This is a genomic window from Pseudomonas sp. NPDC087697 (genome assembly GCF_044743155.1).
GTDB lineage: Bacteria > Pseudomonadota > Gammaproteobacteria > Pseudomonadales > Pseudomonadaceae > Aquipseudomonas.
Genome location: NZ_JBIUVW010000068.1, coordinates 1 through 19,264, shown reverse-complemented (window position 1 = coordinate 19,264; position 19,264 = coordinate 1). Strand labels below are relative to the sequence as shown.

Below are 19,264 nucleotides of genomic sequence, written 5' to 3'. Positions count from 1 at the left end.
AGCTGTTGCACTTCGTTTACGGCGTGCTCAAGTCGGGTCAACCCTTTGACCCGAAACTTGCGCTTGCCCGGTGAGGCTCAAGACGGTATCTACGCTGGACTCCTTGTAGGAGCTGCCGCAGGCTGCGATCTTTTGATGTTCAGATTCGCCCGGTCGGCGCATACGGCGCCGGATCGATAACCGGTTCACGGCCGAGCATCACGTCGGCGAACAGTTGGCAGGAGGCCGGCGCCAACACCAGGCCATTGCGGTAATGCCCGCAATTGAGCCACAACCCGGCAAACCCTGGCACCGCACCAATGTACGGAATCCCCTCCGGCGAACCCGGCCGCAGCCCCGCCCAATGCCCGACCACCTCGGCTTGCGCCAACGCCGGAATCAGCTCGACCGCCGAGGCCTTGAGGCTTTCCAGCGCTGACTCGGTCGGTGTCTTGTCGAACCCTTCGTGTTCCAGCGTACTGCCGATCAGGATGTGCCCGTCGCGGCGCGGAATGGCATAACGGCCCTTGGCCAGAACCATGCTCGACAGGAAGTTCGATGCACACTTGTAGAGGATCATCTGACCTTTGACCGGCTCCACCGGCAACGTCAGGCCCAGGGTTTTCAGCAAATCACCGCTCCAGGCACCGGCAGTCAACACCACCTGATCGCCATGGATCGGGCCTTTTGAAGTTTCTACACCCACCACGGCATCGCCTTCACGAATGAACGCGCTCACCTCGCACTGCTCATGAATGGTTACGTTGGGCAGCGCCAGCAAAGCCGCCTTGAGGGATTTCACCAATCGCGGGTTACGAACGTTAGCCACATCGGCCATGTAGATCGCCCGCGAGAACCCCGGACCCAATACCGGTACGGCATCGTGAGTAGCCGAGATATCCACAGGGCTCAGCGGACGGTTTTCCCGCTTGGCCCAGGCGAGCGCCTCGGCCTCGTCATCCAGATCCAGCCAATACAAGCCCGTGGTGTGAACCTCGGGATCGACTCCGGTGGCCGCGAACAAACGTTCGGCCAGCTGTGGATAAAAGTCCTGGGACCAGTGAGCCAATGCGGTGACCGCCGGGCTGTAGCGCCACGGGTACAGCGGCGAAACGATGCCGCCGCCGGCCCAGGAAGATTCCTGGCCCACGTTCGAGCGATCCAGCAGGACCACGCTCTGCACCTGTGACGCCAGATTAAACGCGGTCAGCAGGCCGATTACCCCGCCGCCGACAATCACCACTTGCTGTTGCTTGGCCATCATCTGATCCAACAATTAAAAAGACAGCGGGCGTCTAACGCGCCCGAGGAAAGGTACTCAGCGACCCCAGCAATCTTTGGTGGTCAGCCCGGTCGTCGCATTGTTCATACCTCTGACGCCAGTGTTGGTGAGGGTGAAATCGCCACATTTGTCACTGGCCATGGTTGACCCGGCTTTACGCGTGGCGGTCAGCAGGAAGGTCTGATCGGTCAATGTCGGGGTGAGGGTGTAGTAGTCGTTGCCAGCACTCAACCCGGTAGCGTTGGTGTACACATTGTTCTTCGAATAGAACCGTTCAAGGTTTTGTGCCTGCTCGGAAAGCAGCCCGGCAATTTCGGTGCGATGGCTTCTCTTCACGTACTCGGTAAGGAGCGGAGCGGATATGGTCACCACAATCCCGATGATCGCGATCACGATCATGATTTCGATCAGGGTAAAACCTTGGTTGGATCTGCGCATTGCCTCAACTCTCACTTACTGTATTTGTCGCCACATGATTCGGCGGCTGCCGCCGCCGGATTTTTCAACCAGGGTGGTGATGCCACCACTGGAGTCGTTCACGATTTTGCGGGCTGCACCGTTGACGATCGCGTTCAGTGTCGGGATACCACCGGTAAAGATCACCCCGCTGGATATGCTGTCGGTACTGTCGACCAGGCCATCGCCATTGGTGTCGAGCACCGCGTAGTTGAGCATCTTACCGCTGAACGCATCGAGTTCGACCAGTTTGCCGGTGCCAAAACTTGAACAGGGGTCCGTGGTGTCGACCGCGGCCGTGGTAAACACAATTCGCCCGAGCACCAGAGCAGCCTGGTTGATCACCCGCTCACCGGTCAGGGCATTGTTGTACACCAGCGGCAAGTACCAGCCGTTCTGCGCAGGATAGGTCACGGGGTTCTGCGAGGTAGTGATGAACTGCCCCCCTGCAGTTCCCGTGAACACACCAGTGACGGCCTGCGCCTGCAAGCTCGACACGGTGATCTGCCCCGAGCCGCCATCGGCATCCCAAACCCCATAGAACGCTTGCAGGTCCTTGCTGAGCTTGTCAGCTGTCTCGTTGAATTTCCCGGTGCCGAAAAACACCTCTTTGCCGTTGATCGGATGGTCCGCCAGCAACGGTTGCGCAGTAATCGGCTGCGTCGCACCGCCTGGCGCAGTGAATAGCGGCTTACCGGAAAAGGCCACGCCCCAGCTGCTGGTGTTTGAACTGCTCAAGTCGAACTTCCACAACCGGCCTTTCAAATCGCCACCATAGGCCGCCTGCACAATGCTTTGCGAGTCGACCTTGAGCTTGACCGATGACAGGCCATTGGTGGTTTCGGTGCTGTCGATAACGATTTTCCTGATCAGCGAACCGTCGCGAATATCCACCACGTACAGCGCGGCAACGCCCGAGTTGCTGCCGTAGCCGTTGGATATGAACGCCGCCCAACGACCGTCGGCCAAGCGTGCCACTTCCGGCCGCGCATAGGCATAACCCAGGTCATTGAATGTGTTCGCGGTGTTGGCGGTGGTCGGTGCACTGATTTCCCACAATGCATTGGTCACGTTCCCCGCCGTCCCATCGAAAAGCTGCACGGCGTAAAAGGTCTTGCCGCCTGCTCCCACGCCGCCCAGGGCCAGGGTTTTCCAGGCGCTGTTGAGCTGGGCATCGAACACGCCAACCTGACCATCATTGAGAAACTTGTGGCTGGTGCCATTGATGTAACCGGTGTCGGCGATGAAGTGCAGCGACGGCAGCACGCTGGAAGGCATGTAGGCGTAACGCCGTGCGCCGTTGCCTCTGTTGATGACATTCACAAAACCGTCGTTGGCATTCACCACCAGGCTGGTGTTCATGCTCGCGGCTTTGCTGGTCAGGAACGTGCTGTAACTGGTGCTGCCGGCCAGGTCAGAAGCAGTTTTGTCGGTGGGCGATGCCAGCGCCAAAGGCGAGTTGATGATGTCCCCAAGCAGCACAGTGCGGGTCTTCAAGCCGGTTTTGTTGGTGCCCTTGCTCCACTCCACCAGATCGCTGCCGCCGATGCCGGTTGGCAGGTTCTGGCTGAGGCTGGTTTGCTGGGTGCTGGAGAAGTTGCCATAGGCCAAAGTGACCGCCGTGTTGATTGCGGTGTTCCAGGACTGATAAGTCGGCGCCGTCGCACCTGGGACGATGGCCGTGTCGGTGGTCCACAGCACTGACGCAGTGTTTACGGCGCCGCTGGAGTTGAAGCCAAAGGATTTGATGGTGCCACGCCAGTCCTTGGGGTCGTAGCTGGTCTGGAAATAACTGGAACCACTGGCCACCGTGTTGCTGCTGGTGACGCCGCTGCCACCCGAGCCGGCCTTGGCGGTGATGTCGCTCAAGGCTGCTGATAACGCAGTGTTGAGGCTGGCGCTGTCGGTTGCCTGATAATACTTGCCCTGTCCGTAGTTGGCCGCATCCAACAACATCTGATTGGCGGTCGTGAACCCCACCGTGTAGGTGTTCATGTTCTGCTTGGGGAAGTCTGCCGAGCTCCAGCTTTTACCCGCCAGATCAGTGCCGGTGGAGCGCATGTCGATGTCGAAAGCGAATTTGGCGATATCGTCCAGGTACAGGGTGTCACCCTCGTTATCGCCGTTGAGGTTGTTACCATCGTTGTTGATCCCATCCCAGTTGGGCAGCCGGGTGCCACCCAGCGGATCGTTGGTCGGGAAAGTCCGGTCAAAGGTTGGCAGGCCATCGGTGATGACCACGCCGTAGTTCTTCTGGCAGCGGTACTGGATCGGGCTTGTGTAGGTGGTTGGCGTCGAGTTGTAGTACGGCGTCATGCCGCGAAAATAGCGGGTGATTTCGTAGTAGGTTTCCGCCAGCGGTGTGTTGGCTATTGCGCTCAGGCCGCTGATTGCGGAGATCAGCGCGTTGTAGTTGGCGTCCGCCTGGGCTTGGGTAACGCTGCCGCTGACCACCGTCAGATCGCTGATCGCGTTGGCGATATACCCGCCACCACCACCGTTGCCATTGCCATTGCCATTGCCATTGCCATTGCCGTTGCCATTGCCGTTGCCATTGCCGTTGCCATTGCCGTTGCCGCTGTCCGGCGGGTTAAAGGTTGCCAGACCGAAACGCAGCCCGCGATTGCTGGTGATCAGCGCCGTGGCAACGTTGCGCGCCACGTTGATTCGGTAGTCATTTGGTATCGAGCCGTCGGTGAAGTCGCGGTTGCTGCCATTGGCCAGACTCACCAGGTAGGAGATGTAGTTATCGTAGTAACGGGTATTGCCGTTACCCACCGGGTCGGGAAGCTTGAGACACAGCGGCGTCGTGCTGTTGTTGTAGAACGCGTAGTAACCGCTGGCGCAACCGGACTGCGGCAAACTCGACAACAGGATCGGGTCACCGACGATGTCTGACCCGTTCAAACACAACCCTACATGCGCATTGCATTGCCTGGCCGGAGTCCGTGACACCGTCGGATCAAAACCGGGGGCGTAGATGATGCTGTTCATGCTCCCCGAATCATCGAGCAGCAGCATCACGTTCGGCGCTACTGCCGCAGCGTTGAGCAGCGGTGCATCCGATGGCGTGAAGGCATAAACCGGAGCGGCCAGATACAGGCCCAGCAACCCACCGCAGACGAGTTGCGACAGCCAACTACGCCACGTCTGGCGACGAACATCAGTATTTGGCATAGATGCTCTCCACCACACTGCGCGAGGTGCCCGCCAACCCGACGGCGGTCACTCGGTAGAGCGTCGCCGAGGTGTTGCTCGGAACATTCACGGCGCTCAGCGTGGTGCCGATGTTCTGTACGCCATAAAAGCCGCTGCCGGCAGCGATCCAGGTGACCCCGGAAGTGGAGTTGAGCCCCGCTGCCGTGACCACCGAGGATTCGGCCGGCGGTGCACACTGGGTGGTATTGGCGCACGCCACCAGGGTGTATGTACTCAGTTGCACGGCACTTTCACCAATACGCAGCGCCGCTTCTGCGCCCTGGAAGGATTGATTGCGCAACGTCACGCTGCCGGCCATTTTTTCCTGGAGCGTGGCGTTCTGCATCGAAGAAATACCGATCAGCGTCAACAACAGCAGAAACACCAGGCTCATCAGCAGCGCCATGCCGCGCTGAGCGTGTGCCTTGAGGGGAGAAAGAATCATCGGCATCCCCCTTACATCAACCGGTTGCGCAAAGCGGCAACCACGTTGAAGGTCTGATTGCGCACGCGGTTGTTGGGATCCGTCAGGGTCAGCGTCAAGCGCACACTGCGGATTCGCGTCGGGTCGGTCGGGTTGCTGCTGTAACTCGACGCGGCAACGTCGGTGGCGCTGGTGGCCATGCCGAAGGTCACGTTGAAGGCACTGACGTTGTTCACCAGTACCGCCGATGCGGGGCCGGTGCCCGTGGTCATCAGGATCTGGCCATTGCTGAGGCTGTAGGCCAACCGCCGGATAGGAAACGCCAATTGCCCGGCTGCCGGGGTGCGCGCTCCGGTGTAGGCCGTTGCACTGGTTCGGCAGTCAGACACCACGGTCCAGGTGGGCGCGCCACCGTTGCCGCCGACATCGGAGGTCACCAGAGTCAATTTAAGCGCGGTGTTATCCCAACTGATGGGAGTGATCTGGTTGGCATTGAAGTCACCGGCCGAACTCGCATCGGTAATCGCCCCCAGGCAACCGAACATGCCGACCATGCGGATTTCCTGAATCATCTTGCTCAGGACAAAACGCGCGTCCTCCTGCATCCCCGCAGAGGTGTTCTGGCTGACGTAAGTGCTTTTCGCCGAAATAAAAATTTGTGCCACGCCGAGCACAACGATCAGGCTGATCGCCAGGGCGATCATCAGTTCGATCAGGCCAAAACCTCGGGATGAACGGTTCATGGCGTCGCCACCGGATCGACCGTGGCACGACTGCTCAGGACAAAGCTGCGGGTCGAACTAGCGGCGGCTGCCCGAGAGTCGTCCCACGTTATGGTGATGGTGTAGACCCGCTGATTCTGGGTAATGCTACCCGTGGCGGTCGGGCCGCCGAAGCTTGTGATATTGGTGGTGAAGTCATACAGGTCCTGATCCCGAGTGACATTCAAATTACCCGAGGTCGGTGGCATGACGGTGTAGTCGGCTCCGGAATTGGCGCGAATCCGGTCCATCATGTCGTAGGCGATAAAACTCGCCTGGCTGCTCATCAACGAGCTGTCGGTGTATTTCAGCGCATTGAGCTGAATCGCCGCCGCTCCCAGCAGCCCTACCCCCAGAATCAATAACGCAACCAACACTTCGATCAGTGTCATGCCGTCCTGTGCACGCGATCCCGTCATCCGCAGCTTCCACTCAAGACAATCCTTCCGTTCAAACACACGCTGAGCGTCCGGCTCTGCGCCCCTAATACATAATTGATCAGCACTGCCGTGGCCGGCGCCGACAACCCACCCAGGTTGTTGAAATCGATGCTGGTCACTCCAGAGGTTAGCGTCAGAGTGGCGCCGCTGCTCATCGCCGGAACAACCCGCAATACATTCGCCGGTGTGCCGGTGCTGTCGTACACCGTCAACTCCCCGGTCCAGACACTATCGCCGGCGGTTGGCCGGATCCTCGTGGTGACGCCACGGTCGATCGCCTCCAGCCGGGCGTAATTGAGTCCTCGCTGCAGATCGCTGATCTCGGTATCGGCCTTGGCGTTTTGCACCGAGCGGGTAAACGCAGGCACCGCCAGGGTGATCAGAACCACCAGCACCGCGAGGGTCACCAGCAATTCGATCAACGTGAAACCTTTTGTACGATGATTCATCGCTGCCCTCCGCTGCCAACGACTACACCTAGCTGTATCAAGCTAGAACATTCAACCGGGGACCGTAGCGTTGTTTTGACACTCATTTCGCAAACCAACGCCCTCTCCAGGGAAGGAGACGTCATGCATCAGAAGGGTTTCGGCCTGATCGAACTGCTTATCGGACTGGCAATTGCGGCGATCGCTCTGCAACTGGTGAGTCCGCTGCTCAGCGAGTACACACAATCGGTGCACCGCGAGAACGCAGCGCAAACGCTCGCCAGCGGCATGCGCAATGCCCGCACCGAGGCCATCCTGCGTCATCAGACCATTGTCATCCACGCGCTAAACGACGATTGGGGCCAGGGCTGGCGAATCATTCTGGACATCAGTGGCAAGGGTCATCAGGACAGCAGCAACCCGCTGCTGATCGAGCGCCAGTCAGGTGCAAGTGTGCCTATCGTGGGTAACCGGCCAGTGAAGAGTTTTGTACGGTTCAGCAGTCTCGGCGAGCCGCTGTTGCCCGGCGGTGCATTTCAGGCCGGGACGTTGCACATCTGCGCGGAACGCGAGCCGGTCAGCCATCACCAGGTGGTGCTGTCCCGAAGCGGCCGCGTCAGCCTGCGCAGCGACAAGGCCGAGCAGGCCTTGTGCGCGAGAGGTGAAGAATCAGAGCAGGGAGCGAACGCGTAGCTCTTTGGGCATGGAGAAGGTGACGTTCTCCTCGCGACCGGCCAGTTCATCGGCACCGGTAGCGCCCCAGGCCTGCAATTGCTCGATGACACCACGAACCAGCACTTCCGGTGCCGAAGCCCCGGCGGTGATGCCGATACGCTCGACGCCCTCGAACCAGCTGCGTTGCATGTCTTCGGCGCCGTCGATCAGGTACGCCGGGGTGGACATGCGCTCAGCCAGTTCGCGCAAACGGTTGGAGTTGGAGCTGTTCGGGCTACCGACTACCAGCACCACGTCGCATTCGTCAGCCAGTTGCTTGACCGCGTCCTGACGGTTTTGCGTGGCGTAGCAGATGTCGTCCTTGCGCGGGCCGCCAATCGCCGGGAAACGCGTGCGCAAGGCATCGATCACACGGCTGGTGTCGTCCATCGACAAGGTGGTTTGAGTGACGAAAGCGAGTTTTTCAGGGTCGCGTACGTTCAGCGCGGCGACGTCTTTTTCGTCTTCGACGAGGTAGATCGCACCACCGTTGCTGGCGTCGTACTGCCCCATCGTGCCTTCGACTTCCGGGTGACCGGCATGGCCGATCAGAATGCATTCACGACCGTCGCGACTGTAGCGCGCCACCTCGATGTGCACTTTGGTCACCAATGGGCAGGTCGCATCGAAAACTTTCAGGCCGCGGCCTGCGGCTTCAGTACGAACAGCCTGGGAAACCCCATGGGCGCTGAAAATCACGATGACGTCGTCCGGCACCTGATCCAGTTCTTCGACGAAGATCGCCCCGCGTGCGCGCAGGTCTTCAACGACGAATTTGTTGTGGACCACTTCGTGGCGCACATAGATCGGCGGCCCGAAGACTTCCAGGGCACGGTTGACGATTTCGATCGCGCGGTCCACACCGGCGCAGAAGCCACGGGGGTTGGCGAGTTTGATTTGCATGCTGTGCCTCGTGTCTTGCGCGCAAGAAATTAGATCATTACAACCCTGTAGGAGCAAAGCTTGCTCGCGATGACGGTGCGTCAGTCAACATTGATGTTGAATGTAATGACGCCATCGCGAGCAAGCTTTGCTCCTACTGACCGTATTTGGTCAGTTACAGCGCTTTGACGTTGATGATTTCTACGTCAAAGGTCAATGTCTTGCCAGCCAGCGGGTGGTTGAAGTCGATGGTCACCTGAGCGTCATCGAAAGCTTTGACCACACCGGGCAGCTCAGTATTCGCCGCATCGTTGAAGATCACCAGCAGGCCTTCGGACAGTTCCATATCCTGGAACTGCGAACGCGGGATGATCTGCACGTTTTGCGGGTTGGGCTGACCAAAAGCGTTTTCCGGCGCGATGCTCAGATTACGCTTGTCGCCCGCCTTGAAGCCAAACAGGGCTGCTTCGAAACCTGGCAACAGGTTACCGTCGCCGACCTTGAAGGTCGCCGGGGCTTTGTCGAAGGTGCTGTCGACGGTGTCGCCGTTCTCCAGGCGCAATGCAAAGTGCAAGGTGACTTCCGTGTTCTGGCCGATGCGTTGCTCAGCCAATACCTGTTCAGTCATGAACGGCGTCTCCGGTCTTTTTACTTTTGAACATATCCAGCGCGAGCATCACGGCCCCGACGCTGATGGCGCTGTCGGCAAAATTGAACGCCGGGAAATACCAGCGGTTCTGCCAATGCACCAGAATGAAATCGATCACATGGCCCAGGGCAATGCGGTCGTACAGGTTGCCCAGCGCGCCACCCAAAACCAGTGCCAGCGCAACCGCCAGCCAGGTTTCGTTGCGCCCCAGACGCTTGAGCCAGACCACCAGCACCGCACTGACCACGACCGCGATCAGGGCGAACAACCAGCGTTGCCAGCCGGAGCTGTCAGCCAGGAAGCTGAACGCTGCGCCAGTGTTGTAGGCCAGGGTCCAGCTGAAGTAATCGGGGATTACCACGATTTGCTGGTACATGGTCAGCGAGCCTGAGAAGTAGAACTTGCTGGCCTGGTCAATGACCAGAACCAGCACGCTCAACCAGAGCCAGCTCAACCGTCCGAAACGGCTAGCAGCATTAGGCATAGTGACGAACCTCGCCAGCACCGCTGATGTTGTCGACACAACGACCGCAGATTTCCGGATGCTCCGGGTTCACACCGACGTCTTCGCGGCAGTGCCAGCAACGGGCGCACTTGGCGAAGCTCGACTTGACCACTTTGAGCTTCAGACCGCTGACTTCGGTTTCTACCGCGTCGGCCGGCGCTTGCACAAACGGTGCAATGCTTGCCGTCGAGGTGATCAACACAAAGCGCAGTTCGTTGCTCAGTTTGGCCAGGTCGGCGCTCAGCGCTTCTTCGGCGAACAGCGTCACTTCAGCTTGCAGGTTACCGCCCACGGCCTTGGCCGCGCGCTGGATTTCCATTTCCTTGTTGACCGCGACCTTGACCGCCATGATCCGCTCCCAGTAGGCGCGGTCCAGTTCGAAGCCTTCCGGCAACTCGCTGAGGCCTTCGTACCAGGTGTTGAGCATGACCGATTCATTGCGCTCGCCCGGCAGGTACTGCCACAGCTCATCAGCGGTGAAGGCGAGGATCGGCGCGATCCAGCGCACCAGTGCTTCGGAGATGTGGAACAGCGCGGTTTGCGCCGAACGGCGGGCCTTGCTGTTGGCGCCAGTTGTGTACTGACGGTCCTTGATGATGTCGAGGTAGAAACCGCCCAGCTCCTGCACGCAGAAGTTGTGGATCTTGGAGTAGACGTTCCAGAAACGGTATTCGCCGTAGTGCTCTTGCAGCTCGCGTTGCAGCAGCAAGGTACGGTCCACGGCCCAACGGTCCAGCGCGAGCATTTCTTCTGCCGGCAGGATGTCGGTGGCCGGGTTGAAACCGGTCAGGTTGGAAAGCAGGAAGCGCGCGGTGTTACGGATCCGCCGGTAGGCGTCCGCACTGCGTTGCAGGATCTGGTCGGAAACCGCCATTTCACCCGAGTAATCGGTCGAAGCAACCCACAGACGCATGATGTCGGCGCCCAGGGTGTCGTTGACCTTCTGCGGCGCGATCACGTTGCCCAGGGACTTGGACATTTTGCGGCCGGCTTCGTCGACGGTGAAACCGTGGGTCAGCAGTTCGCGGTACGGCGCGTGGTTGTCGATGGCGCAACCGGTCAACAGCGACGAGTGGAACCAGCCGCGGTGTTGGTCGGAACCTTCCAGGTACAGGTCGGCACGCGGACCGGTTTCGTGGCCCATCGGGTGCGAACCGCGCAGGACATGCCAGTGTGTGGTGCCCGAATCGAACCAGACATCAAGGGTGTCGCTGATCTTGTCGTATTGCGGCGCGTCGTCACCGAGCAGCTCGGTCGCGTCCATCTTGAACCAGGCTTCGATGCCTTCGACTTCGACGCGCTTGGCGACCTCTTCCATCAGCTCGACGGTGCGCGGGTGCAGCTCGCCGCTTTCCTTGTGCAGGAAGAACGGGATCGGCACGCCCCAGTTACGCTGACGGGAGATGCACCAGTCCGGACGGTTGGCGATCATCGAGTGCAGACGCGCCTGGCCCCAGGCCGGAACGAATTTGGTGTCTTCAATGGCTTTGATCGCGCGCTTGCGCAAGGTGTCGCCAGTCGCTGGCTGTTTGTCCATGCCGATGAACCACTGCGCGGTAGCGCGGTAGATCAGCGGGGTTTTGTGACGCCAGCAGTGCATGTAGCTGTGTTCGATGATGCTGGTGTGCAGCAGCGCACCGACTTCCGTCAGTTTGTCGACGATGGCCGGATTGGCCTTCCAGATGAACTGGCCGCCGAAGAACTCCAGTGACGGCACGTAAACGCCGTTGCTTTGCACCGGGTTCAGGATGTCGTCGTTGACCATGCCGTAAGCTTTGCAGGTCACAAAGTCGTCTACGCCGTAGGCTGGCGAGGAGTGAACCACGCCAGTGCCGGCACCCAGCTCGACGTACTCGGCCAGGTAAACCGGCGACAGACGATCGTAGAACGGATGACGGAAATTGATCAGTTCCAGCGCCGCGCCAGTCGCGGTAGCGATGACCGAACCTTCAAGGTTGTAGCGAGCCAGACAGGACTCGACCAGCTCTTCAGCCAGTACCAGCAGTTTGTCGCCGACGTCGACCAGGGCGTAGTTGAACTCAGGGTGAACGTTCAGCGCCTGGTTGGCCGGGATGGTCCACGGGGTGGTGGTCCAGATCACGATCGAAGCCGGTTTGCCCAACGATGGCAGGCCGAACGCAGCCGCCAGTTTGGCTTCGTCAGCGATCGGGAAGGCCACGTCGATGGTCGAGGACTTTTTGTTCTCGTATTCAACTTCGGCTTCAGCCAGGGCCGAACCGCAGTCGAAGCACCAGTTCACAGGCTTGAGGCCCTTGAATACGAAACCACCCTTGACGATTTCAGCCAAGGCGCGGATTTCACCGGCCTCGTTCTTGAAATCCATGGTCTTGTACGGGTTGGCGAAATCGCCCAGCACGCCCAGACGGATGAACTCGGACTTCTGGCCTTCGATCTGCTCGGTGGCGTAGGCACGGCACAGCTCACGGGTTTTATCCGCGGTGAGGTTCTTGCCATGGGTCACTTCGACTTTGTGCTCGATCGGCAGACCGTGGCAGTCCCAGCCCGGAACATAAGGCGCGTCGAAACCCGAAAGAGTTTTCGAGCGGATGATCATGTCCTTGAGAATCTTGTTGAGCGCATGACCGATATGAATGGTGCCGTTGGCGTACGGAGGACCGTCGTGCAGAACGAACTTCGGACGATCCTTACCAATCTCACGCAACTTCTGGTACAGGCCAATGCTGTCCCAGCGCTGCAGAATCTGCGGTTCGCGCTGAGGCAGGCCGGCCTTCATTGGGAAGGCGGTGTCCGGAAGGTTTAGCGTGGCTTTATAGTCGGTCATTTAAGGCTCTTCATTAGCGATTGGCGCTAGGTGCGGCATAGGCACGGGCGGCGGCGACATCCGCATTGATCGCCGTCTTAAGCGCCTCCAGAGAGGCGAAACGCTGCTCTTCGCGCAGCTTATGGTGGAAAACCACCGTCAAACGCCGGTCATACAGATCGCCGGCAAAATCTAGAATATGGACTTCAAGGTGGGCTTTGCCATCACCTTCAACCGTTGGCCGAACACCAATATTGGCGACTCCCGGCCAGGTCTTGCCGTCGACCTCGACGCTGACCAGGTAAACCCCGGTCAGTGGTACACGACGACGCTTGAGTTGCACGTTGGCCGTTGGCGTGCCCAATTGGCGCGCCAGTTTCTGCCCGTGCAGAACCCGCCCGGCAATCCCGAACGGATGACCGAGCAATCGCTCGGCCAAGGCAAAATCAGCCGCGGCCAAGGCATTACGCACCTGGGTGCTGCTGACACGCAAACCGTCCAGTTCAACGGTCTGCGCCGCTTCGACGGTGAACCCCTGAACTGTGCCTGCCTGTTGCAGGAAATCGAAATCCCCTACCCGATCACAGCCGAAGCGGAAGTCGTCTCCGACCTCCAGATGCTGCACGCCCAAGCCATCGACCAGAATGGTGTCGACGAACTCGGCGGCACTGAGCTTGCTCAAACGATGATTGAAGGCCAGGCACAGAACCCGGTCGACACCTTCGGCGGCCAGCAGTTGCAGCTTGTCGCGCAAGCGCGCCAGACGGGCCGGAGCCGTGTCCGGGGCAAAAAATTCACGCGGCTGCGGCTCGAAAATCACCACGCAGCTGGGTACACCCAACTCGAGCGCACGCTCACGCAGCCGGGCCAGGATAGCCTGGTGACCACGGTGAACACCGTCAAAGTTGCCAATAGTGGCGACACAGCCCCGATGCTGGGGGCGCAGATTGTGGAGGCCTCGAACCAGCTGCATAACGCGCTTCTTGCTCATAAAGTGGTCGATTATAACCACACCCGGCGGCCGACGACAGGCAACACCGTAACCCAAAGTGATCGAGCTGACAAAACCGACGCCCGCCCCGTGATTATTGACGCAATATCTTCAGTTCAGCGCCTTGCGATTGAAGTCCCGCAGACGGAAGCCCATCAGCGCCAACATACCGAAATAGGCCACCACACCGGCACTGACCAAAGCCCCCAGACGCAGGAAGCGCTCCAGCATGTGCCCTTCGCCCCAGGCCGGCATGAAATGCATCAACCCCAGCAGAACCGCGGACATCACCGTCACTGCAACCACCAGTTTAAGCCCGAACATGCCCCAGCCTGGCTGTGGCTGATACATTTTCTGTTTGCGCAACTGATAGAACAACAGGCTGGCGTTGAGGCATGCGCCAGCGCTAATGGCCAGTGCCAGCCCCGCGTGTTTCAACGGGCCGATCAAGGCCAGATTGAAGAGCTGAGTGACGACCAGCGTGAAAATCGCGATTTTTACCGGCGTACGAATGTTTTGTTGCGCATAGAAACCCGGCGCCAGCACTTTAATCACGATAATTCCGAGTAAACCAACCGAGTAGGCAACCAGTGCGCGCTGAGTCATCGAGGCATCAAATGCGCTGAACTGACCGTACTGGAACAGCGAAACGGTCAGCGGCTCGGCCAGAATCCCCAGTGCCAGCGAGCACGGCAGCACCAGCACAAAGCACAGGCGCAGGCCCCAATCGAGAATTCGCGAGTACTCGTGGCGGTCCTTGCTGGCGTAGGTCTTGGCCAGCGTCGGCAGCAGAATCGTCCCCAGCGCCACACCCAGAACGCCGGATGGCAACTCCATCAGGCGGTCGGCGTAATACATCCAGGACACCGAACCCGCCACCAGAAACGAGGCAAAAATAGTGTTGATGATCAGCGAGATCTGGCTGACCGAGACCCCGAGGATCGCCGGCAGCATCTGTTTCATCACTCGCCAGACGCCGGTATCGCGCAGATTCAGGCGCGGCAACACCAACATGCCGATTTTTTTCAGGTGCGGTAGTTGATAGAGCAATTGCGCCAGGCCACCGGCCAGCACCGCCCAGCCCAGAGCCATTACCGGCGGATCGAAGTACGGCGTCAGGAACAGCGCGAAGATGATCATGCTGACGTTGAGCAGGGTCGGCACGAAGGCCGGCACCGAAAAACGGTTCCAGGTATTGAGAATCGCCCCGGCCAGCGAGGACAGCGAGATCAGTAATATATAAGGAAAGGTCACCCGCAACAGGCTGGAGGTCAGCTGGAATTTTTCCGGTGTGTTGGTAAAACCCGGGGCCGTTACCCAGATTACCCAGGGCGCCGCAATCATCCCGAGAATCGTCACCAGCGCCAGTACCAGCGTGAGCAAGCCCGAAACATAAGCGATAAAGGTTCGTGTCGCCTCTTCGCCCTGCTGACTTTTGTATTCCGCCAGAATCGGCACGAAGGCCTGGGAAAACGCCCCTTCGGCGAAGATGCGCCGCAACAGGTTGGGCAGTTTGAAGGCAATAAAGAAGGCGTCTGTGGCCATCCCGGCGCCAAATATCCGCGCGACGAGCGTGTCACGGACGAAGCCCAGAACCCGGGAAAGCATCGTGATAGAGCTGACGGCGGCCAACGATTTAAGCAGGTTCATTGAAGAGTTTTTGCCTGTCGATAAACAGCAGGCGAACAAACCGCCCACTTATGCGATACTCCGCGCCGCAACAGCACAGAGCCAAAGCTCGCGAGTTTACAGGTCGCACGCCGGAAAGAAATATCCCGTCGCTCTCACCTACCACTTAGCGGAACGTCTCAACCGCCCTTGACAAGACTTCAACTCATCGGCATGATTCGCGGCCTATTTTGTTTGCTATTTCCTAAAAAGTCTTTCGAGGAGCTCGACGGTGGCCAACACACCTTCCGCCAAAAAACGTGCAAACGTGCAAAACAGGCTGAGAAGCGTCGCAGCCACAACGCCAGCCTGCGTTCCATGGTTCGTACCTACATCAAGAATGTAGTTAAAGCCATCGACGCAAAAGACGCTGAAAAAGCGCAAGCTGCTTACGTTCTGGCCGTGCCAGTTATCGACCGTATGGCCGATAAAGGCATCATCCACAAGAACAAAGCCGCTCGCCATAAGAGCCGTCTGAATGGCCACGTCAAGGCTCTGAACCTTGCCGTTGCAGCCTAAGCGACACGCTCATTAAAAAACCGACCCCAGGGTCGGTTTTTTATTGCCTGCGATTTAGTGAATGCGGCGCAAAAAAAGTGGGAGCAGACTTGCTCGCGAAAGCGGTGGAACAGTCAACAATGATGTTGAATGTTATGACCTCTTCGCGAGCAAGCCCGCTCCCACATTTGGATTTGCATCAAATTACTGAGTGTGTGTCCACGGCAAAATCGGGATCGCGGTCACGGCATTCTGTGGGCTACCCTCGATCAAGCGGTCGCTGTAGACCAGATACACCAGTGTATTGCGCTTCTTGTCGAGGAAACGCACCACCTGCATGGTCTTGAACACCAACGACGTGCGCTCCTTGAACACCTCCTCGCCATCCTTGAGCTCACCCTTGAAGCTGATCGGCCCGACCTGACGACAAGCGATAGACGCTTCCGCCCGATCCTCGGCCAACCCCAGACCGCCTTTAACACCGCCGGTCTTGGCTCGCGACAGGTAGCAGGTCACGCCATCGACCTTAGGATCGTCGAAAGCCTCGACGATAATGCGGTCATTCGGCCCGACGAACTTGAACACGGTCGACACCTGACCGATTTCTTCCGCCGAAGCCAGCAGCGGCATCGCCAACAGCAACCCCAACAATCCTTTTGCCATGCGCATTCGCGTTTTCCTTAAACCAGAATCAGGTTATCGCGGTGAACCAGCTCTGGCTCCGCCATGTAACCCAACAGACCGACAATCGCCTCAGACGATTGACCGATGATTTTTTGCGCCTCAAGCGCACTGTAGTTAGCCAGGCCACGAGCAATCTCACGACCGTCCGGCGCCACGCACACCACCATTTCGCCGCGACGGAAGCTGCCTTGAACCAGTTTTACACCAACCGGCAGCAGACTTTTATTACCCTGAGACAACGCCGCTACCGCACCCTCATCCAGCACCAGCGTGCCACGGGTCTGTAGGTGCCCGGCCAGCCACTGCTTGCGCGCCGCCAGCAGACCGCGCTCAGGCGACAGCAAGGTGCCGATGCGCTCGCCTGCCTTCAAACGATCCAGCACACGCTCCAGACGCCCACCCACGATGATCGTGTGAGCCCCGGAACGCGCCGCCAGACGCGCCGCGCGCAATTTGGTCTGCATACCGCCACGACCAAGCGCACCGCCGGTACCACCCGCGACTGCGTCCAGCGCCGGATCATCGGCACGCGCCTCGTAAATCAGCTTGGCGTCAGGGTTGTTGCGCGGATCGGCGTCGAACATGCCGTCACGATCAGTGAGAATCACCAACAGATCGGCCTCGACCAGGTTGGCCACCAGCGCTGCCAGCGTGTCGTTGTCACCGAAACGGATTTCGTCGGTGACCACCGTATCGTTCTCGTTGATCACCGGAATGACCTTGAGATCAACCAAAGCGCGCAAGGTACTGCGGGCGTTCAGGTAACGCTTGCGGTCGGACAAGTCATCATGAGTCAGGAGAATCTGCGCCGTGTGTCGGCCATGCTCGGCAAAGCTCGATTCCCAGGCCTGCACCAATCCCATCTGACCAATGGCGGCAGCCGCCTGCAACTCGTGCATCGCACTGGGTCGTGCGGTCCAGCCAAGGCGACTCATACCTGCCGCCACCGCCCCCGAGGACACCAGCACCAGCTCGACACCCGCCTCATGCAGCGCGACCATCTGCTCAACCCAGACACCCATTGCCGCGCGATCCAGACCCTTGCCGTCAGCCGTCAGCAAAGCGCTGCCGATCTTCACGACCCAACGCTGCGCACCTGTCACCTTGCTCCGCATCATCTTCAACCTTAGCTTGAGGACAGCGCGACCCAGCGCTGCCCGTAACGTTATTCGTGACTACCGATTTCCAGATACCAAAACGCCGCTCGATTGAGCGGCGCTTAAGTTTACTGCAACGAATCAGTCACGCACGTAAATGATTTCCGGACCGTCTTCGTCATCCACATCTTCTTCATCCCAGTCATCGTCACCGATGTCATGGACCGACTTCACGCCGCTGCGGCGCAGGGCACGCTGGTCATCCAGAGCCTGCAACTGGGCACGAGCTTCGTCTTCGATGCGCTGATCGAGATCAGCCAGCTCTTCCTTGTAGACCGGGTCGTTAGCCAGACGATCAGCACGATCTTCCAGGTAACGCATGATGTCGCGCGTCAGGCGCTCGGTGCCATCTTTGGCAATGGCCGAGATCACGTACACCGGACCGGTCCATTCCAGACGATCAACGATATCCTTGACCCGCTCTTCGTGCTCTTCTTCAAGGATCTGGTCGCACTTGTTCAGCACCAGCCAGCGATCACGCTCAGCCAACGACGGGCTGAACTTGGTCAGCTCGCTGACGATGACTTCAGCTGCGTCTGGTGCACTGGTGTCATCCAGCGGCGCCATGTCGACGAGGTGCAGCAACAGACGAGTACGCGACAAGTGCTTGAGGAAGCGAATCCCCAGGCCCGCACCGTCCGAAGCACCTTCAATCAGACCCGGAATATCGGCAATGACGAAGCTTTTCCAGCGATCGACACTGACCACACCCAGGTTTGGCACCAGCGTGGTGAACGGATAATCGGCAACTTTCGGCTTGGCCGCCGAGACCGAACGGATAAAGGTACTTTTGCCAGCGTTCGGCAAGCCCAGCAGACCGACGTCGGCCAACACCTTCATTTCCAGCTTGAGGTCACGCTGCTCGCCCGGCTTGCCCGGCGTAGTCTGGCGCGGCGCGCGGTTGGTACTGGATTTGAAACGGGTGTTACCCAGACCGTGCCAGCCGCCATGAGCCACCAGCAGACGCTGACCGGCCTTGGTCAGGTCGCCAATGACTTCTTGCGTAGCAGAGTCAATGACCGTGGTACCGACCGGAACCCGCAGGACCAGCTCTTCACCCTTCTTGCCGGTGCAGTCAGTGCTGCCGCCGTTGGCGCCGCGCTCGGCATCGAAGTGCCGGGTGTAACGGTAGTCGACCAGGGTGTTGAGGTTTTCGTCGGCGATCATGTAGACCGAGCCGCCATCACCACCATCACCGCCGTTAGGACCGCCGTTTTCGATGAATTTTTCCCGACGGAAACTCATGCAGCCATTGCCGCCGTCGCCAGCTTTTACTCGAATCGATACTTCATCAACAAACTTCATAACAAAACGCCTCTCGCCATACGGACGAGCCGAAAAACACTAAGACATAAGACTCTTGCAAAAATGAGCGCAGCGACCTCAATCAACGACCGCACAATCCAGCGCCGGCAGCCCATACAAACAGTTTTGCAAGAGACTCACCCCACAAACGAAAAAGCCCCGTCGCAAGACAGGGCTTTTCCAGCAACTACGTAATTATGCCGCGACGACTGCAGTCTTCGGGACAATGCTCACGTAACGACGACCGAAGGCGCCTTTTACTTCGAACTTGATCACGCCGTCGATTTTAGCGAACAGAGTGTGATCCTTGCCCATGCCAACGCCGTAGCCAGCGTGGAATTGGGTGCCGCGCTGACGCACGATGATGTTGCCCGGAATGATAACCTGGCCGCCATACATCTTCACGCCAAGGCGTTTGGCTTCTGAGTCGCGACCGTTACGGGTACTACCACCAGCTTTTT

The 19,264-nt window shown here is 59.0% G+C and carries 18 protein-coding genes and 1 pseudogene; 2 read left to right on the top strand and 17 right to left on the bottom strand.

All coding sequences use genetic code 11. From position 1 onward, the window contains the following. Positions 1–139: 139 nt before the first annotated feature. From thiO to ACIPIN_RS27830, 7 genes are read right to left on the bottom strand one after another with little or no spacing between them, the layout of a single operon-like run. Positions 140–1,240 carry a glycine oxidase ThiO gene (gene thiO, locus ACIPIN_RS27860; protein WP_401124525.1) on the bottom strand — a complete coding sequence of 367 codons (1,101 nt, stop codon included), beginning with the start codon at positions 1,238–1,240 and terminating at the stop codon, positions 140–142. A gap of 57 nt (positions 1,241–1,297) precedes the next feature. Next, on the bottom strand, positions 1,298–1,699 hold the full coding sequence (locus ACIPIN_RS27855; protein WP_401124522.1) for a type IV pilin protein: 402 nt from the start codon (positions 1,697–1,699) through the stop codon (positions 1,298–1,300). 15 nt (positions 1,700–1,714) lie between these two features. Then, the gene (locus tag ACIPIN_RS27850; protein ID WP_401124521.1) at positions 1,715–4,894 is read right to left on the bottom strand and encodes a pilus assembly protein; all 3,180 of its coding nucleotides are present in this window, start codon (positions 4,892–4,894) and stop codon (positions 1,715–1,717) included. Next, complete coding sequence (locus ACIPIN_RS27845) at positions 4,881–5,366, bottom strand: PilX N-terminal domain-containing pilus assembly protein (RefSeq protein ID WP_401124519.1); 486 nt, start codon at positions 5,364–5,366, stop codon at positions 4,881–4,883. The genes ACIPIN_RS27850 and ACIPIN_RS27845 overlap by 14 nt, the downstream gene beginning before the upstream one ends. Before the next feature lie 5 nt (positions 5,367–5,371). Further along, the gene (locus ACIPIN_RS27840; protein WP_401124517.1) at positions 5,372–6,082 is read right to left on the bottom strand and encodes a PilW family protein; all 711 of its coding nucleotides are present in this window, start codon (positions 6,080–6,082) and stop codon (positions 5,372–5,374) included. Next, positions 6,079–6,519, bottom strand: coding sequence for a type IV pilus modification protein PilV (gene pilV, locus ACIPIN_RS27835; protein WP_401124514.1), 441 nt, complete (start codon positions 6,517–6,519; stop codon positions 6,079–6,081). Before pilV ends, ACIPIN_RS27840 begins: the two co-directional genes overlap by 4 nt. Further along, positions 6,516–6,989 carry a GspH/FimT family pseudopilin gene (locus ACIPIN_RS27830; protein ID WP_401124512.1) on the bottom strand — a complete coding sequence of 158 codons (474 nt, stop codon included), beginning with the start codon at positions 6,987–6,989 and terminating at the stop codon, positions 6,516–6,518. Before ACIPIN_RS27830 ends, pilV begins: the two co-directional genes overlap by 4 nt. Positions 6,990–7,112: 123 nt before the next feature. Here ACIPIN_RS27830 and ACIPIN_RS27825 point away from each other — a divergent pair, with 123 nt between their 5' ends. After that, positions 7,113–7,661: a GspH/FimT family pseudopilin gene (locus tag ACIPIN_RS27825; RefSeq protein ID WP_401124509.1), complete on the top strand. Its 549-nt coding sequence runs from the start codon at positions 7,113–7,115 to the stop codon at positions 7,659–7,661. Here the strand turns inward: ACIPIN_RS27825 and ispH are convergent. From ispH to murJ, 6 genes are all read right to left on the bottom strand, one after another. Continuing rightward, positions 7,638–8,585, bottom strand: a complete 948-nt coding sequence (ispH, locus tag ACIPIN_RS27820) for a 4-hydroxy-3-methylbut-2-enyl diphosphate reductase (RefSeq protein WP_123423598.1) — start codon at positions 8,583–8,585, stop codon at positions 7,638–7,640. The genes ACIPIN_RS27825 and ispH overlap by 24 nt on opposite strands. 154 nt (positions 8,586–8,739) lie before the next feature. Continuing rightward, complete coding sequence (gene fkpB / locus ACIPIN_RS27815) at positions 8,740–9,177, bottom strand: FKBP-type peptidyl-prolyl cis-trans isomerase (protein WP_185015279.1); 438 nt, start codon at positions 9,175–9,177, stop codon at positions 8,740–8,742. A gap of 7 nt (positions 9,178–9,184) precedes the next feature. Continuing rightward, positions 9,185–9,697: a signal peptidase II gene (gene lspA / locus ACIPIN_RS27810; protein WP_401124506.1), complete on the bottom strand. Its 513-nt coding sequence runs from the start codon at positions 9,695–9,697 to the stop codon at positions 9,185–9,187. After that, entirely contained in the window at positions 9,690–12,521 is a 2,832-nt protein-coding gene (gene ileS, locus ACIPIN_RS27805) for an isoleucine--tRNA ligase (RefSeq protein ID WP_401124503.1), read from the bottom strand. The genes lspA and ileS overlap by 8 nt, the downstream gene beginning before the upstream one ends. A gap of 13 nt (positions 12,522–12,534) precedes the next feature. Then, positions 12,535–13,473, bottom strand: a complete 939-nt coding sequence (gene ribF, locus ACIPIN_RS27800; protein ID WP_401124501.1) for a bifunctional riboflavin kinase/FAD synthetase — start codon at positions 13,471–13,473, stop codon at positions 12,535–12,537. Positions 13,474–13,602: 129 nt separating this feature from the next. Continuing rightward, positions 13,603–15,141 carry a murein biosynthesis integral membrane protein MurJ gene (gene murJ / locus ACIPIN_RS27795; protein WP_401124498.1) on the bottom strand — a complete coding sequence of 513 codons (1,539 nt, stop codon included), beginning with the start codon at positions 15,139–15,141 and terminating at the stop codon, positions 13,603–13,605. A gap of 250 nt (positions 15,142–15,391) precedes the next feature. On the opposite strand from murJ, the pseudogene rpsT reads away from it, so the two are divergent. Then, a pseudogene (gene rpsT, locus ACIPIN_RS27790) lies at positions 15,392–15,678 on the top strand (30S ribosomal protein S20). A gap of 183 nt (positions 15,679–15,861) precedes the next feature. On the opposite strand, the gene ACIPIN_RS27785 reads toward rpsT, so the two are convergent. The 4 genes from ACIPIN_RS27785 to rpmA all read right to left on the bottom strand — a co-directional run. Continuing rightward, positions 15,862–16,326 (bottom strand): CreA family protein, encoded by a 465-nt coding sequence (locus ACIPIN_RS27785; RefSeq protein WP_401124495.1) that lies wholly within the window; start codon positions 16,324–16,326, stop codon positions 15,862–15,864. 11 nt (positions 16,327–16,337) lie between these two features. Continuing rightward, a complete protein-coding gene (proB, locus tag ACIPIN_RS27780) occupies positions 16,338–17,456 on the bottom strand; it encodes a glutamate 5-kinase (RefSeq protein WP_401124493.1) in 1,119 nt (372 codons plus the stop codon). A gap of 123 nt (positions 17,457–17,579) precedes the next feature. Continuing rightward, on the bottom strand, positions 17,580–18,803 hold the full coding sequence (gene cgtA / locus ACIPIN_RS27775) for an Obg family GTPase CgtA (protein ID WP_401124490.1): 1,224 nt from the start codon (positions 18,801–18,803) through the stop codon (positions 17,580–17,582). A gap of 195 nt (positions 18,804–18,998) precedes the next feature. After that, on the bottom strand, positions 18,999–19,264 hold a 266-nt coding region (gene rpmA, locus ACIPIN_RS27770), incomplete at its 5' end, for a 50S ribosomal protein L27 (protein WP_401124487.1).